A 13,312-nucleotide genomic window follows, 5' to 3' on the forward strand; every position below is an offset into this window, starting at 1 on the left:
TGTTGTAGCAGGTCTGCGCCGTGCCGAAGGGCGAAACGGCGAGTCAGGACTTGGCCGGGATGCGCAGCGCATTGACCCACAACCGGGTCGCGGTGTAGGTCAGCTCGTCCAGGTCCACCGGACGGTCGGTGTCGTCGCCGCCCACGAAATGCCCGAAGGCCAGACGGCTCACCATCCCGGAGAGGGCACGCGAGGCGAGGAGGGGATCCAGCTCCGGATCGGCCAGTCCCCGGCGTTGCAGCGATTCGATACTGCGCGCGTTGCGGTCGATGAACGCCTCGGCGCGGCGCTGGCGCAGCACCCGGAATTCGGGGTCGATATTGGCGACCTGTTCCAGCAGGCCCATGAGTTTGGCATTGCGCTGATAGGCCTCGAAATAGGCCCGGTTGCTCGCGGCGACGACCGCGGCCGGATCGTCGGCCTCGGGCACATGCGGCATCCCCGGATGCAACATGTCCTCCTGGGCGATCTCCAGGACCGCAGCGAAGATCTCCTCCTTGCTGGAGAAATAGGTATAGAACGTGCCGGAGGAGCAATGGGCCGCGGTCGTGATGTCGACCAGCCGGGTGTCGAGATAGCCACTGGTCTCGAAGACTCGGCGGGCGGCGGCGATCAGCGCCGAGCGAGTGCGCAGCCCGCGTTCGGTGGTGGGCAATTCCCGCAGCAGGGAAGTTCGGGCCATCGACGGCGCCGTGTCCGTACTGCGACCATCCTCGCCGAACTTTCCCATGCAGCAGTTATAGCCGACGCGGCCGATTCGGTAGCAGGCAGCCGGATTTGTCGTATTAGGGTCTGTTGATCTTGGAAGTCATCGGAGTGGAGAGTATGTCGAGATTGAGGAAGCTGCTGACGCTCGGGGCGGCAGCGGCGGCGGTTGTGCTCACCGCGGTGCCGGTGCACGCGCAGCAGCAACCCGAGTACGCGCCCACCATGCTGGTGCTGGACGCTTCGGGATCCATGCGGGCCCCGGATCCCGGCGGCGGCACGAAACTGGATGCGGCCAAGGCCGCTGTACACAGTTTCGTCGCCGCGGCCCCGCCGCGGTCGAGAGTGGGACTGACGGTGTACGGGACCGGAACCGGATCCTCGGACGCGGAGAAGGCCGCCGGATGCGCGGATGTGCGCACGCTACGCGGCGCCGACATCATCGACAGAGCCGCCGTGAACACCGCCGTCGACGGTATCGAGGCCAGCGGATACACGCCGATCGGCGCCGCGCTGCGGGCCGCGGCCGAGGCGCTTCCGAAGGAGGGCCCGCGCTCGATCGTCCTCGTCTCCGACGGCGAAGACACCTGCGCGCCACCGGATCCCTGTGAGGTCGCCCGGGAACTCGAGCGCCAGGGCGCCAGGATCGTGGTGCACGCCATCGGATTCGGTGTCGACGGGCCCGCGCGCAAACAGCTCACGTGCATCGCGCAGCAGACCGGCGGCACGTACACCGACGCCGCCGACGGCACCTCGCTCGAACGCGTTCTGCCCAGGGTGAGCCAGGCGGCGTTGCGCACCTATACGCCGATCGGCGCACCGATTTCCGGCGCCGCGGCCTATCGAGACGCGCCGATCGCGGCGCCGGGTCAATATCTGGACACGATCGCCCAGCACGAGACGAAGTACTACGCCCTGGACGTGCCGCAGGGGGCGATGGCGTACTTCAGTGCGACGGTTGCCTTCCCGCATGTGCGGCAGAAACAGTCCGGCAACGACAACAGCGTGTTGTACCTGCGGGTCTACGGCGAGGACGGCAAGGACTGCAACGTCTTCGGGTTCGAGCAGGTCGTGAACACCAGTGACGGTGTGGCCCTGACCGTCACCAAGGCGTGGGACGGCGCGACGAAGACCGATTCCGGGTCCGACAGCGCCGCGAACGCGTGCCGCGGCGGCGGTCGCTACTACTTCGCACCCGAATGGCACGGCGTCGCCGACAACATGCCGCAGCAGATGCCGATGGAGTTGCTGTTCGGAATCGAGCCCGCGGCCGGCGACCCCGGCCCGCCCGCGTCGACCACACCGACGGCATTCACGCCACCGGCCGGCAGTACCGTCGCGGTGACGGGAGGTGGATCATTCAATGCCGCAACCACATTGGAAGGTTCCGGCGGCTATTCCGACACCCTGCAGCGTGGCGAGTCGGTGTTCTATCGGGTGCCGCTCGGATGGGGGCAGGGTCTCGCTTACCGGGTGAACTTCCTGGATTCCGACAAGCACGGACTCGACGGGCTGTCACGGGTCACGACCACGCTGTACTCGCCGATTCGCACCGAGATCGATCACGACTTCGCCGGCTACAACGGAGAATCCGCGACGATGCCGGCCGGCGATCCGCTGGCCACGCTGCCGGTGCGCTACAGCAATCGCACGGCCGGGGCCGGTAAGGGCACCGAACAGAGCCTGGCGGGTTGGTACTACATCGCCGTCTCCGTCAGCGCCTCGAATGTCGAAGGGCTCGGTGCGCCGGTCCCGATTCGCCTGGATGTGACGGTCGGCGGGGCCCCCGAACCCGGACCGCATTACGAATCCGCCACGGCGAAGGGCATATTCGGTGAGCACGCGACGCAGTCACCGGACGCGTCGTCCTCGGCGAACAGCGACGGCCGGTCGCCGGTATCGGCCGCCCCGGAATCCGGCGACGGGGTTTCGCCGACGGTCCTCGTCGCCGTCATCGCCGGTGTCGTCCTGCTCGGACTGCTTCTCGGCGCGCTGGTGGTGATACGGAGCCGCCGCAAGAACTCGCGCCCCTAGCGCGCCGCTGCCGAGGAACCGCAGGAAATCGAGGGCCGGTCCGTGATCGCTTGCCGGTGATCACAGACCGGCTCACCTGTTTCGCCGGACCACCACGTGTGCCAGGGTTTCGAGATCACCCCGGGCGACACCTGACGGCAGCCCGGCCAGTGCGGAACGCAACGCCCGGTCGGCGTAATCGCGGGTGAGTTCACGGCCACCGGCGGCAGCGACCAGCTCCGCCGCGCGCGCTACGTCGGCCGTCGTCATCGGCCGTGGCTCGCGGTACAGCCGGGCCAATTCGCGGCCCGCGTCGGTATCGGAGGCCAATGCGCACACCACCGGAAACGACCGCTTCCGTGCGGCCAGGTCGCTGAGCGCGGGTTTACCGGTCACCGCCGGATCGCCCCAGATGTCGATGGCGTCGTCGACCAGTTGGAACGCGAGCCCCAGATTGCGGCCGAAGGTGTTGAACGCGGCCACCGTCCGCGAATCCGCACCCGCGCACAACGCGCCCAGCGCGCACGAACAGCCCAGCAGCACAGCGGTTTTGCCCGCCGCCATGGACAGATAGTCCGCGATGCTCACATCCGGCCGGGTCTCGAAATCACAGTCCTGATATTGGCCGTGGCACAGCGTCGCGGCGGTGCGGGCCAGCCGGATCACCGCGGCGGCGCCGGTCTCCTCCGGCACTCCGCCGTCGGAGAGCACGGCGAACGCCAACGCCTGCAACGCGTCTCCGAGCAGCGTGGCATTGGTGGTGCCCCACAGCCGCCAGACCGTGGGCCGGCCGTGGCGCAACGGGTCGGCGTCCATCACGTCGTCGTGCACGAGGGAGAAGTTGTGCAGCAGTTCGACCGCGGCACCGGCGTGGACGGCATCGGCGGCCGGTGCGCCGCAGGCGGCCGCGGCGGCCAGGGTCAATGCCGGGCGCAGACCCTTGCCGTGCGCGCCGGTGCGCGGATTGCCCTCGGCGTCGCACCAGCCGAAGTGGTAACCGGCCATCCGGTCCAGGGGATGACCGAGTGTCGCGACAGCAGCCCGCAGGACCGGTGCGATCGCCGTGTGGGCATCGGTGAGCAAGGCTCCCGCAGTGCGCGTACCGGGTGTGGCATCGCTGGTGGTGCGTGGGCGGCGCCCGGGTTCGCGAGGGAGCGCGCAGTCCTTGCGGTCCGCTGCGGGAAGACGTTGTTCGGGAGGGTAGGTGGTGGGTTTGGATGATCGCATTACCGGCCCCGCTCGCTAGGGCACAGCCGCCGCGCCCGCTCCGCGTCGCGGTCGGCGGTGCGTGAAGTATTCATCGTCGCACCGGAATCCGCGGGCCGGGCGGTGGCCCGGGTTGCGTTTGCGCAACGCCCGCGGGTTCGCCGTCAGGTCAGGGGTGCGCCGTGCTCGAGTGCCTCGCGCGGCGCACTGGTGTAGCGCGCGGCCTGATAGTGGTAGTCGAAGTTGGCTCGCACGTAACGGGTGTAACAGGTTGCGGTACTGAGGATATCGGCGCGCTCGCGGCCGGACAGGCCCGCCGCGTCGAGTTCGGCGGGCAGCGCATCGATGCCCGTCAGCATCCGGCGCACACATCCGGTGAGCATCCGGTCGACCACCTCCACCGCCTGTTTCCGGTCGAGGCCCTGCTGCCGTTCGGCCAGCAGCACCGAGTTGTACAGGTACTCCGAGGCCTCGTCGGAGTCGATGGACAGGATGTCATTGAACAGTCCCATATGTTCGACCGACGCCTCCCGTATCGCGCGCAACGCCGGCAGGGCGCGCGCAGCCGCGCACAGGTCGACACCCTCCGCGATCTCGCTGATATCGAGAAATACGTACAGGGCCACGGAATCGCGCCGGTGGGCCCGATAGTCGTCCAGATCGGGATAGCGATCGGTGAGACGCCCGATGCTCTCGGTGTAGTAGGTCCACAGCCACGCCGAGAGTTCGGTGCGCACGGCATGGCGCCACTGGCTGGAACGTCCGGCGCGCAGTTCGCGCCAGAGTTCGGCGAAGGCCACCGCGAGCACCCCGCGCGGTTGCGCACCGTCTTCGAACACCTCCTCCAGTTCGGTGATGGTCGCCAAGGTCCGTGCCGGGTCGGGAATTTCGATGTCGAACTGATCGTCGACGATGAAAGCCCACGCGGTGAAACGGCTCAGCAATCCCAGCGCGTCCACCCCGGCGTACGGGCACCACAGCGCGTACATACGAGCCGGCCGGGTCCGGCGCATGCGCCGGCGAGTCGGCTCCGAGGGAACCAGATCACAACGTTCGAGCCAGGCCCACATGACCTGCTCGGCCTCCGATTCGGCGGGATTGGCCCCCTCCGAATCGAACGGCATGAAGAACTCAGTTACATGCATCGAAACCGCCTATCTCGCAAGCAGTTTAACGTGGAGGCGGCAATCCGGGCATTCGGTTTGCCATATCGGGTCGAACCGGCGTGGCGACAAGACGAAGTGCCACAACGGATTCGGATCGATATCGCGCCTGCCGGTGGTCGACCTACCGATTCGACCGTGCAGGCGCCGCACCGTCGGATATCCATGGCGGGGCGACATTCGTTACCGGAGCATTCGGCGGGCGATCGCCGGCGAGCCGCGCGGAATACCATCGGTGCCCGCGGCCGGGATCGGCCCGTCGGGCGGCTGTGGGGAGTAGGCAGCGGGCAGGCAGGGCACCTCCGGCCTCTAGGCCGTCGCGTGTGGCATGGGCTCAGCGGCGATCCGCCGCGGCCACCGCGTCAGCACGACCATGGCAACCAGGAAGCGCCTGCCGCCGGCAACAGCCGCTCGATGCGGGCGCGGACTCACGAGTACATTTCATGCGTGCTGGAGTGCCAGCATGCCGGCCAGCAGCGGGTCCCAGGTCGAGGCCGGAAGTTCATGCCCGATGCCCGGCAGCGGGAGCAGTTCGGCGCCCGGGATCGCACGAGCCATGGCCTGCCCGTTCCCGTACGGGAAGAACGGGTCGTCGGTGCCGTGCACCACGAGGGTCGGCACGGTGATCTCGACCAGACGCTCCCGCCAGCGCCCGCCCGCCTCGACGAACGCCAGATTGAGCACGCTGGAGCCCATATCGGTGGTGCGTTCGACCGTGCGCTTCGCCTGGCGCCGTGCCCGCTGTTCGTCGAATCCGTGTGCGCCGGAGAGTGTCCGGGCTTGTTCGACGCGATAGTCGATCACCGCGGCTCGGTCGGACCAGTCCGGAGCGGGTGTCGCGGCGAAGAAGCCCATGATCCGATCGGAGTGTTCCGGCAGATCCGGATCCGCCGGGCCGGGCGCGGTCGGCCGGGTGTTGATCAGGGTCAGGGCCGACACACGGTCGCCGTGATCGAGCGCGGCGAGCTGACAGATCCATCCGGCCACCGAGAAGCCCACCAGGTGGGCGCGCGGCAGTCCGAAGACGTCCATCAGTCCGACGATGTCGGAGACCAGGTCCCGGAGGTCGTATCCCGGCGAGCCGGTCGGATAGGCAGTCGACCGGCCGGTGTCGCGAATGTCGTAGCGAAGCACGAACCGGCCGGCCCCGGCCAACCGATCACAGAACTCGTCTTCCCAGAAGAGTCCCGACGTGGACGGCAGCACCACCGGAGGCTGTCGCCGGTCTCCGAAGGTGGTCACACACAGGTCGGCGCCCCCGACGGTGACGAGGTGTTCGGGCGAGCGTTGACCATGAAGCGGCACGGCGACTCCTCTGCAGTTGCGTCTGCTGAGGAGACCCCTTCCACGGCCGAAACTCATCGGTCGCGCAGTAGGGTCTGACGCCGTGGCATCCCTTTCCCATCGGCCACCCCGAATGCGCATCCATCCGGGAGGATGTGGGTCCCTGCGGCTACTGGCCCCGAGTGGCGACATACGGGCCGTTCATCATGGTCTGGGGAACGGTCTTCATCGCGGGCGCCGAAGCAGCGGTGGGTCTGATGTTCGTCGCCGCGTTGGGTCTGTTCGCGGCGTCAGGTTCTCGCCACGAGTAGATCCTAGGCGGCGCGGACCTGCGGTAATCCCCATTCGGCGGCGAGCAGTTCATGTGAGCGCAGCCGGTCCTCGTGCCGGTGGGTGACGCTGGTGACGACGAGTTCATCGGCGCCGGTCAATTGCTGCAGCGCGGAGAGCCGTTCGGCCACCGAACTCGGGGCGCCGACGAACTGGGTGGTGACGCGATCGTGCACCAGGCGCTGCTGCTGTTCGGTCAGCGCGGGCGCGGTGTCGGGGTCGAGGTATTCGGCGGCGCCGGCGCCGCTGCGGATGCTGTAGACCCAATGGCCGTAGGTCGAGGCCAGGTGGGCGGCGGTCGCGTCGTCGTCGGCTACGACCACATCCGCCGACACCACCAGATACGGCCGGTCGAGAACCGCCGACGGCCGGAAGGCGGCGCGATACGCCTCCACCGTCTCCACGATCGTGCCGGGGGAGACGTGATAGTTGGCCGCGAACGGCAGTCCGAGCCGGCCCGCGAGCTGAGCGCTCTCACCGCCGGAACTACCGAACAGCCACAGCTGAACCTCGGCACCCTCGCCCGGAACAGCATGCAGGGCAATACCTTCCGAGCTGCGGTAGTTCCCGGTCAGCAGGTCGCGGATCTCGCGGACCTGACGGCCGTAGTCCAGCGGCTGGGTCCCGGGCAGTTGCAGCGCCTCGAAACTCGCCGCCAGCCGGGCGGTATCGAGCAGCCGTCCGGAACTGAACGGCGGCGGGATCACCACACCGTCGCGTACCCGGGTCGGACGGTCGGGCGCGGGCACCGGTTTCACCCCCGCCGAGCGCACCTCGGCGATCCGATGCGCCGAGCGCCCCAGGCCCAGATCCAGCCGTCCCGGATACAGCGCGTCGATGGTGCCGAACGCCTCGACCACCGCCGCGGAGGTGTGGTGGCCGACCTGCACGGCGGCCGAGCCGACCCGGATGGTGTCGGTGGCGGCCGCGATCAGGGCGATGAGCGTGGTCGGTGCGGAGGAGGCCACCGCGACGAAATGGTGTTCGGCGACCCAGAATCGGCGGTAACCCCACGACTCGGCGTGGCGGGCCAAATCGACGGTGTTGCGCAGCGCCTGCCGCGGTGTGGACCCGGCACTGATGGGGGAGAGATCCAGAATCGACAACGGCACGGTCATGACGCTCGCACTCCTTCGCTGCCGCGATGCGGATGGCGCAGCCCCAGATGTTCGCGCAGGGTCACACCGGTGTATTCGGTTCGGAAACTGCCCAGGTCCTGGAGCTCGGGAACGACCTTGTCCACGAATTCGTCGAGTCCGGCGGGCGTGAGATGGGGGACGAGCACGAACCCGTCGGCGGCGTCGGACTGGACGTACCGATCGATTTCCGCGGCGACCTGAGCGGGCGTGCCGACGAACTGCTGGCGCGCGGTCACCTCGATGATCAGTTCCCGGATGCTCAGCTTCTCGGCCTCCGCCTTGGCGCGCCAGGCCTCGGCGATCGCGCGCGGGTCCTTGGCGTGCCGGACGCGTCCACGGGTGATGTTGGCGTTGTCGACCGGATCGATCTCGGGCAGCGGGCCGTCGGGGTCGTAGCCGGAAAGGTCACGGCCCCAGACCTGTTCGAGGAAGGCGATCGCGGTCTGCGGTCCGACCTGCTGCAGCCGGATCTCCCGCGCCCGCTCCTGCGCGTCGGCGTCGCTGTCACCGAGCGCGAATGTCGCGGCGGGCAGGATCTTCAGATCGTCGCGCCGGCGGCCGTACTTCGCGAGCCGGGTTTTGATGTCGGTGTAGAACTGGCGCCCGGCCTCGAGTTCGCCGTGGCGGCTGAAGATCGCATCGGCCTTCGCGGCGGCGAATTCCCGGCCCTCCTCGGAATCACCGGCCTGGATCTGCACCGGATATCCCTGCGGGCTCGCCGGCAATCCGTAGACGCCCTCGATATCGAATTGCGTTCCGCGATACCTGAATCGGGGCGCCGGGCCGCCGAATATCCCGCGTTCGCGGTCGACGACCGGCGCCCCGCCGGCGCGACTGTCCCAGATCGCGCGGGTCGCGTCGACCACTTCCGCCGCGCGCACGTAGCGCTGCGAGTGGTCGAGATAGCCACCACGCCGGAAATTCTCACCGGTGAACGCGTCGGACGAGGTGACGGCGTTCCAGGCGGCCCGCCCACCCGACAGGTGGTCCAGGCTGGCGAATTGCCGTGCGAGTTCGAAGGGTTCGTTGAATGTGGTGTTGATCGTGCCGGCCAGGCCGAGATGGGTCGTGACCCCGGCGAGCGCGTCGAGCACGGTGAAGGTGTCGGGACGACCGACCACGTCGAGGTCGAAGATCCGGCCGCGGTGTTCGCGCAGGCGCAGCCCCTCGGCGAGGAAGAAGAAGTCGAACAATCCGCGCTCGGCGGTGCGCGCCAGGTGGACGAAGGAGTCGAACTCGATCTGGCTGCCCGATTCCGGCACGCTCCACACCGTGGTGTTGTTCACCCCCGGGAAGTGCGCGGCCAGATGAATCTGCTTGCGTACCTGTTGTTTCGGCATCCTCATCCTCGGGCGAGTGCGTAGCGGTTGGCGGGGCGCGTCAAGCCGATGAGGCCGCGCAGGCTGCGTGCCGGGCGGTCGAACGCCGCGGTGAACGCGGGCACCGCCAGTGGCCGCAACACCAGACCGTCGGCGGCGCACTCGCGCTGGGTCCGGTCGAGCAGCGCGCGCAGTCCGTCGGCGGTGCCGAGGTGGCGCACGGTCGCGGGCGGGGCCGCCGGACCCCAGGCGTCCAACTGGTCGAGTTCGGCGTGCGCCCGGTCCTCGGTCGCGGCCAGATGCACCTCGACGTCGAGCAGGATCCGCACCTCGTCGGGGGACCGCCCGGCCGCGGCGACCGCGGAGCGCAGCCGGGTGCGTACGGCGGCCGCTTCGTCGAGGTCGGCGGCGCCGACCCGGATCAGATCCGCGCGATGGACCGCGAGTCGGGTGCTCGCGGCCGACTCGGCGCGCACCGCGATCGGCGGCTGCCCCTGCGGCGGCCGAGGCGTGATCGAAGGACCCTTGACCGAGAAGTTCTCGCCCTCGAAATCGATGTAGTGCAATCGGTCGCGGTCGATGAAGCGGCCGGTCGCGAGATCGCGGATCTCGGCGTCGTCCTCCCAGCTGTCCCACAGCCGGGTCACCACCTCGATCGCCTCGTCGGCCTCGCGCCACAGCGAGGCGTCGTCCTGCGGCTGTTTGCGGCCGAACAGTGCCGTCTGCTCGGGCTCCGCGGAGACCGCGACCTCCCAACCGGCCCGGCCGTAGGTGGCGTAGTCGAGGGCGGCGATCGCCTTGGACACGTGGAACGGTTCGGTGTGGGTGACCGTCGCCTGCGGGATCAGCCCGATGCCGCGGGTCGCGGCGGCGGCGCGGGCGGCGAGCGCGATCGCGTCGAGCGGGCCGTAACCATGCGCGTCCACACCGAAGGAGTCCGGGAGGAAGACGAAGTCGAGTCCGGCCCGGTCGGCGGCGGTGATCGCGTCGAGCCAGTAGCCGGGCGTGAACAGCTCCTCGGCGCGGGAGTCGGCCCGCCGCCACGACGCCGGGTGGATACCCGTGCCGGACAATTCCACCCCGAGCAGAGGCGGGAACGACGACATGCGAAGGCGTCCTTTCGATCGACAGGAGAGACACCGCCGAATCGCGGTTCGCGGGAAGCGGAGATGTTTCGCGATCGCCGGATGGGCAGAAGCTCAAACTATGAGAAATCGCCTGCGGCGTCAGCACTCTCGATCGCGGTGAATTCTATTCTTGCGGCGGACGGCATCGGCGGGGAGCCGAGAGGGCGAGGACGACTCGATGCTGTCGGGCCCGCCGTTCGTGCCCACTTCCGGAAATCCGGAGCCGCGGGCTCCTAAGGTGGCGGCATGTCCGACAGCGAGCGGAACACCCCGGCCGCGGTGCCGGTGGCCCCGACCGGATGGCGCGGCCGCCTGCACCGATTCCGGCACTCGCCGTATCTGCCGGCGACGGTGCTGGTGTTCATTCTGGCGATCGCGGCCGGACTGTTCGCCGGCTCCTACACCTATATCCTCGCCAATCCGACACCGCACCGGATCCCCGTCGCGGTCGTCGATGCGGGCACCGCGGTGCCGACGCCCGGCCGGCGCTTCCTCGACACCATGGATCAGGCTCTGAACGGCTCCCTGCATCCGCTGCACTACGACACTCCGGCGGCGGCGCGCGAGGCCGTCGAATCGCAGCGGGTGTTCGCCATCCTCGATGTGCGCAGCGCGGAGCGGATCCCGGTCGATATTTCCGGTGCGTCCGGGTCGTCGGTGGCCCAGGTGGTGGTCACCGCGGCCGCCGAGGCGAGCCGTCAGACCCGGATACCGATCGCGGTGACCGATATCAATCCGCTGCAGCCCGGCGATCCGCGCGGATTGGCGATCTTCTACATCACGCTGGCGGCGGTGATCATCGGCTTCGTCGGCGCCATCCAGCTCGGTGTGCACGCCGGTGCGTTGAGCGCGGTGCAGCGGATCGCGTTCACCGTCGCCTACGCCCTGCTGGGCGGGTTCGCGATCGCCGCCGTGGTGGATTGGTGGCTGGGCGCGCTGACGCTGCCGTTCGTGCAGTCGTGGGGAATTCTGGCGTTCACGATGTTCACCTCGGGCATGATCTTCTCGATGTTCAGCGCGCTGTTCGGACGCTGGGCGATGATCCCGACCTGGGGTGTGATGGTGCTGCTGGGCAATCCGTCCTCCGGCGGCGCGGTGTCGTGGCCGCTGCTGCCGTCGGTCCTCGGCGCGATCGGCCGCTGGCTACCGCCGGGCGCCTCGGTCAACGCCCAGCACACCGCGGTGTATTTCTCGGGCCACCAGCACGTCTTCCCGTATCTGGTGCTCGCCGGGTGGGCGCTGGTCGCCTCCACGGTGTTCTGGGTGTGGCGGGACCGGCAGGCCGGCGCGGGTGACCCCGACCCGGCCGATTCCGACGAATAGTCCGCGACCTCAGGCGGACCTTTCGATCACCGGCCGCGCGAACCCGCCCGGCACCGCGGCGAGCAACTCGCGCGTGTATTCGTGCCTGGGGTTGTCGAAAAGCTCTGCGGTGGTCGCTGTTTCGACGATCCGACCCTGCCGCATCACCGCGACGCGGTCGCTGATGCGGCGCACCACGGCCAGATCGTGGGAGATGAACAGATAGCTCAGCTCCAGCTCGGACTGCAGTCGCTCCAGCAGCGCCAGGATCTGCGCCTGCACCCCGACGTCGAGTGCCGACACCGGCTCGTCCAGCACCAGCACGTCCGGGCGCAGCGCCAGCGCCCGCGCGATCGCGACACGCTGCCGCTGCCCACCCGACAGCCGCTCCGGGCGCCGGTCCGCGACCTCGCCGGGAAGCGCGACCTGCTCGAGCAGTTCGGCGACCCGGGCGCGGCGTTCACTGCGATCGCCGATCCCGAAGGCCTGCAACGGTTCTCCGACGATCTTCGCGACGCTGAGGGTGGGATTCAGCGACGTGTACGGGTTCTGGTACACCACCTGGACGCGGCGGCGAAACTCCCGCAGTCCGGCGCCGCGCAACCCGGAGACATCGCGCCCGTCGAAGCGGATACTGCCCGCATCGGGTGCCGACAGCCTCGCGAGGATTCGAGCGGTGGTGGTCTTGCCGGAGCCGGATTCGCCGACCAGCGCGAGTGTTTCGCCGCGATCGAGATCCAATGACACGTCGTCGACCGCATCCGTGCGCACACCCCGCGCGATCCGGAAACTCTTGCGCAGACCGGTCGCCACCAGCAGCGGTTGTTCGGCACGCGGGCGCGCCCGGCGCACCGGTGTCTCGGCGCTCGGCGCGGCGGCGAGCAGCTCGGCGGTGTATTCGTGCTGCGGATCGGTCAGAACGGCCGCGGTGGTTCCGGTTTCGACGATCCGGCCGTGCCGCATCACCACGATCCGATCGGCCCGGTCGGCGGCCACCGCCAGGTCGTGGGTGATCAGCAGCACCGCGGTGCCGAGTTGTGCGGTGCGATCGGCGAGGTGGTCGAGGATGCGGCGCTGCACGGTGACGTCCAGGGCGCTGGTCGGCTCGTCGGCGATCACCAGTTCCGGTTCGCAGGCCAGCGCGATCGCGATCAGCACCCGCTGACGCTGCCCGCCGGACAGATCCTGCGGATACTGCCGTGCCCGCACGTCCGGCCGGTCCAGGCCCGCCTCGGTGAGCAACCGCACCGCCTCCAGTCGCGCCGTGCGACGGTCGGCCCGCCGATGGATGCGCAACACCTCCGCCACCTGATCGCCGATGCGCTGCACCGGGTTCAGCGACGTTCCGGGGTCCTGCGGGACGAGTCCGATGCGCGCACCCCGCAGGCCGCGCAGGGTGCGTTCGGACGCGGTGTCGAGCCGGTGCCCGTCGAAAACGATTCCGCCGCCGGACACCTCCGCCGACTGGGGCAGCAGGCCGATGACGGCATGCGCGAGTGTGGATTTTCCCGAACCCGATTCGCCGACCAGCGCGACGGTCTCCCCGCGCGCGATCTCCAGCGTCGCACCGGACACCGCGTCCGCCGACGTGCCGCTGTAGCGGACGTGCAGGTCGTCGACCCGCAACAAGGTCTCGTCGCTCATGGTCGAACTTCCGGTATGTCTCATCGGTCCTCGTGTCTTGCGGGACACCCGCACCCGGTCGGACCGATGAGAGGCTGCGC

General features: G+C 69.1%; 11 protein-coding genes. 3 read left to right on the forward strand and 8 right to left on the reverse strand.

The genetic code is table 11. The features are described from left to right. Window positions 1-43 precede the first annotated feature (43 nt). Entirely contained in the window at window positions 44-682 is a 639-nt protein-coding gene (locus tag RJ03_RS12315; protein ID WP_036501446.1) for a TetR/AcrR family transcriptional regulator, read from the reverse strand. A 143-nt stretch (window positions 683-825) separates the two neighbouring features. Between RJ03_RS12315 and RJ03_RS12320 the strand changes: the two genes are divergently transcribed. Then, window positions 826-2,739 (forward strand): vWA domain-containing protein, encoded by a 1,914-nt coding sequence (locus RJ03_RS12320; protein WP_036501448.1) that lies wholly within the window; start codon window positions 826-828, stop codon window positions 2,737-2,739. A gap of 72 nt (window positions 2,740-2,811) precedes the next feature. Here RJ03_RS12320 and RJ03_RS12325 read toward each other — a convergent pair whose 3' ends face one another. The 3 genes from RJ03_RS12325 to RJ03_RS12335 form a co-directional block, all read right to left on the reverse strand. Beyond that, window positions 2,812-3,945 (reverse strand): polyprenyl synthetase family protein, encoded by a 1,134-nt coding sequence (locus tag RJ03_RS12325; RefSeq protein ID WP_083870771.1) that lies wholly within the window; start codon window positions 3,943-3,945, stop codon window positions 2,812-2,814. A 143-nt stretch (window positions 3,946-4,088) separates the two neighbouring features. Further along, window positions 4,089-5,069, reverse strand: coding sequence for a terpene synthase family protein (locus tag RJ03_RS12330; RefSeq protein WP_063820368.1), 981 nt, complete (start codon window positions 5,067-5,069; stop codon window positions 4,089-4,091). 459 nt (window positions 5,070-5,528) lie between these two features. Further along, entirely contained in the window at window positions 5,529-6,392 is an 864-nt protein-coding gene (locus RJ03_RS12335; protein WP_036501332.1) for an alpha/beta fold hydrolase, read from the reverse strand. 161 nt (window positions 6,393-6,553) lie between these two features. Here RJ03_RS12335 and RJ03_RS38815 point away from each other — a divergent pair, with 161 nt between their 5' ends. Further along, complete coding sequence (locus RJ03_RS38815; protein ID WP_281032276.1) at window positions 6,554-6,682, forward strand: hypothetical protein; 129 nt, start codon at window positions 6,554-6,556, stop codon at window positions 6,680-6,682. A gap of 3 nt (window positions 6,683-6,685) precedes the next feature. On the opposite strand, the gene RJ03_RS12340 is transcribed toward RJ03_RS38815, so the two are convergent. Genes RJ03_RS12340 through RJ03_RS12350 form a run of 3 tightly spaced genes read right to left on the reverse strand, consistent with a single transcriptional unit; the run spans window position 6,686 to window position 10,265 of the window. Then, entirely contained in the window at window positions 6,686-7,819 is a 1,134-nt protein-coding gene (locus RJ03_RS12340; RefSeq protein WP_036501333.1) for an LLM class flavin-dependent oxidoreductase, read from the reverse strand. Next, window positions 7,816-9,180 (reverse strand): NtaA/DmoA family FMN-dependent monooxygenase, encoded by a 1,365-nt coding sequence (locus tag RJ03_RS12345; protein ID WP_036501335.1) that lies wholly within the window; start codon window positions 9,178-9,180, stop codon window positions 7,816-7,818. Before RJ03_RS12345 ends, RJ03_RS12340 begins: the two co-directional genes overlap by 4 nt. A 2-nt stretch (window positions 9,181-9,182) precedes the next feature. Beyond that, a complete protein-coding gene (locus RJ03_RS12350) occupies window positions 9,183-10,265 on the reverse strand; it encodes an LLM class flavin-dependent oxidoreductase (RefSeq protein ID WP_036501336.1) in 1,083 nt (360 codons plus the stop codon). Between the two features lie 267 nt (window positions 10,266-10,532). Here RJ03_RS12350 and RJ03_RS12355 point away from each other — a divergent pair, with 267 nt between their 5' ends. Then, window positions 10,533-11,609 (forward strand): ABC-2 transporter permease, encoded by a 1,077-nt coding sequence (locus RJ03_RS12355; protein WP_036501338.1) that lies wholly within the window; start codon window positions 10,533-10,535, stop codon window positions 11,607-11,609. Window positions 11,610-11,618: 9 nt separating this feature from the next. Here the strand turns inward: RJ03_RS12355 and RJ03_RS12360 are convergent, their stop codons facing one another. Beyond that, a complete protein-coding gene (locus RJ03_RS12360) occupies window positions 11,619-13,256 on the reverse strand; it encodes a dipeptide ABC transporter ATP-binding protein (RefSeq protein WP_051024603.1) in 1,638 nt (545 codons plus the stop codon). Window positions 13,257-13,312: the final 56 nt, after the last annotated feature.

It is taken from the genome of Nocardia aobensis NBRC 100429 (assembly GCF_000308375.1).
Taxonomy (GTDB): Bacteria; Actinomycetota; Actinomycetes; order Mycobacteriales; family Mycobacteriaceae; genus Nocardia; species Nocardia aobensis.

Excerpts from the sequence above, each read along its gene's own strand:
- RJ03_RS12315 (WP_036501446.1), bottom strand. The coding sequence starts at position 682 with ATGGCCCGAACTTCCCTGCTGCGGGAATTGCCCACCACCGAACGCGGG.
- RJ03_RS12320 (WP_036501448.1), top strand. The coding sequence starts at position 826 with ATGTCGAGATTGAGGAAGCTGCTGACGCTCGGGGCGGCAGCGGCGGCG.
- RJ03_RS12325 (WP_083870771.1), bottom strand. The coding sequence starts at position 3,945 with ATGCGATCATCCAAACCCACCACCTACCCTCCCGAACAACGTCTTCCC.
- RJ03_RS12330 (WP_063820368.1), bottom strand. The coding sequence starts at position 5,069 with ATGCATGTAACTGAGTTCTTCATGCCGTTCGATTCGGAGGGGGCCAAT.
- RJ03_RS12340 (WP_036501333.1), bottom strand. The coding sequence starts at position 7,819 with ATGACCGTGCCGTTGTCGATTCTGGATCTCTCCCCCATCAGTGCCGGG.
- RJ03_RS12345 (WP_036501335.1), bottom strand. The coding sequence starts at position 9,180 with ATGCCGAAACAACAGGTACGCAAGCAGATTCATCTGGCCGCGCACTTC.
- RJ03_RS12350 (WP_036501336.1), bottom strand. The coding sequence starts at position 10,265 with ATGTCGTCGTTCCCGCCTCTGCTCGGGGTGGAATTGTCCGGCACGGGT.
- RJ03_RS12355 (WP_036501338.1), top strand. The coding sequence starts at position 10,533 with ATGTCCGACAGCGAGCGGAACACCCCGGCCGCGGTGCCGGTGGCCCCG.
- RJ03_RS12360 (WP_051024603.1), bottom strand. The coding sequence starts at position 13,256 with ATGAGACATACCGGAAGTTCGACCATGAGCGACGAGACCTTGTTGCGG.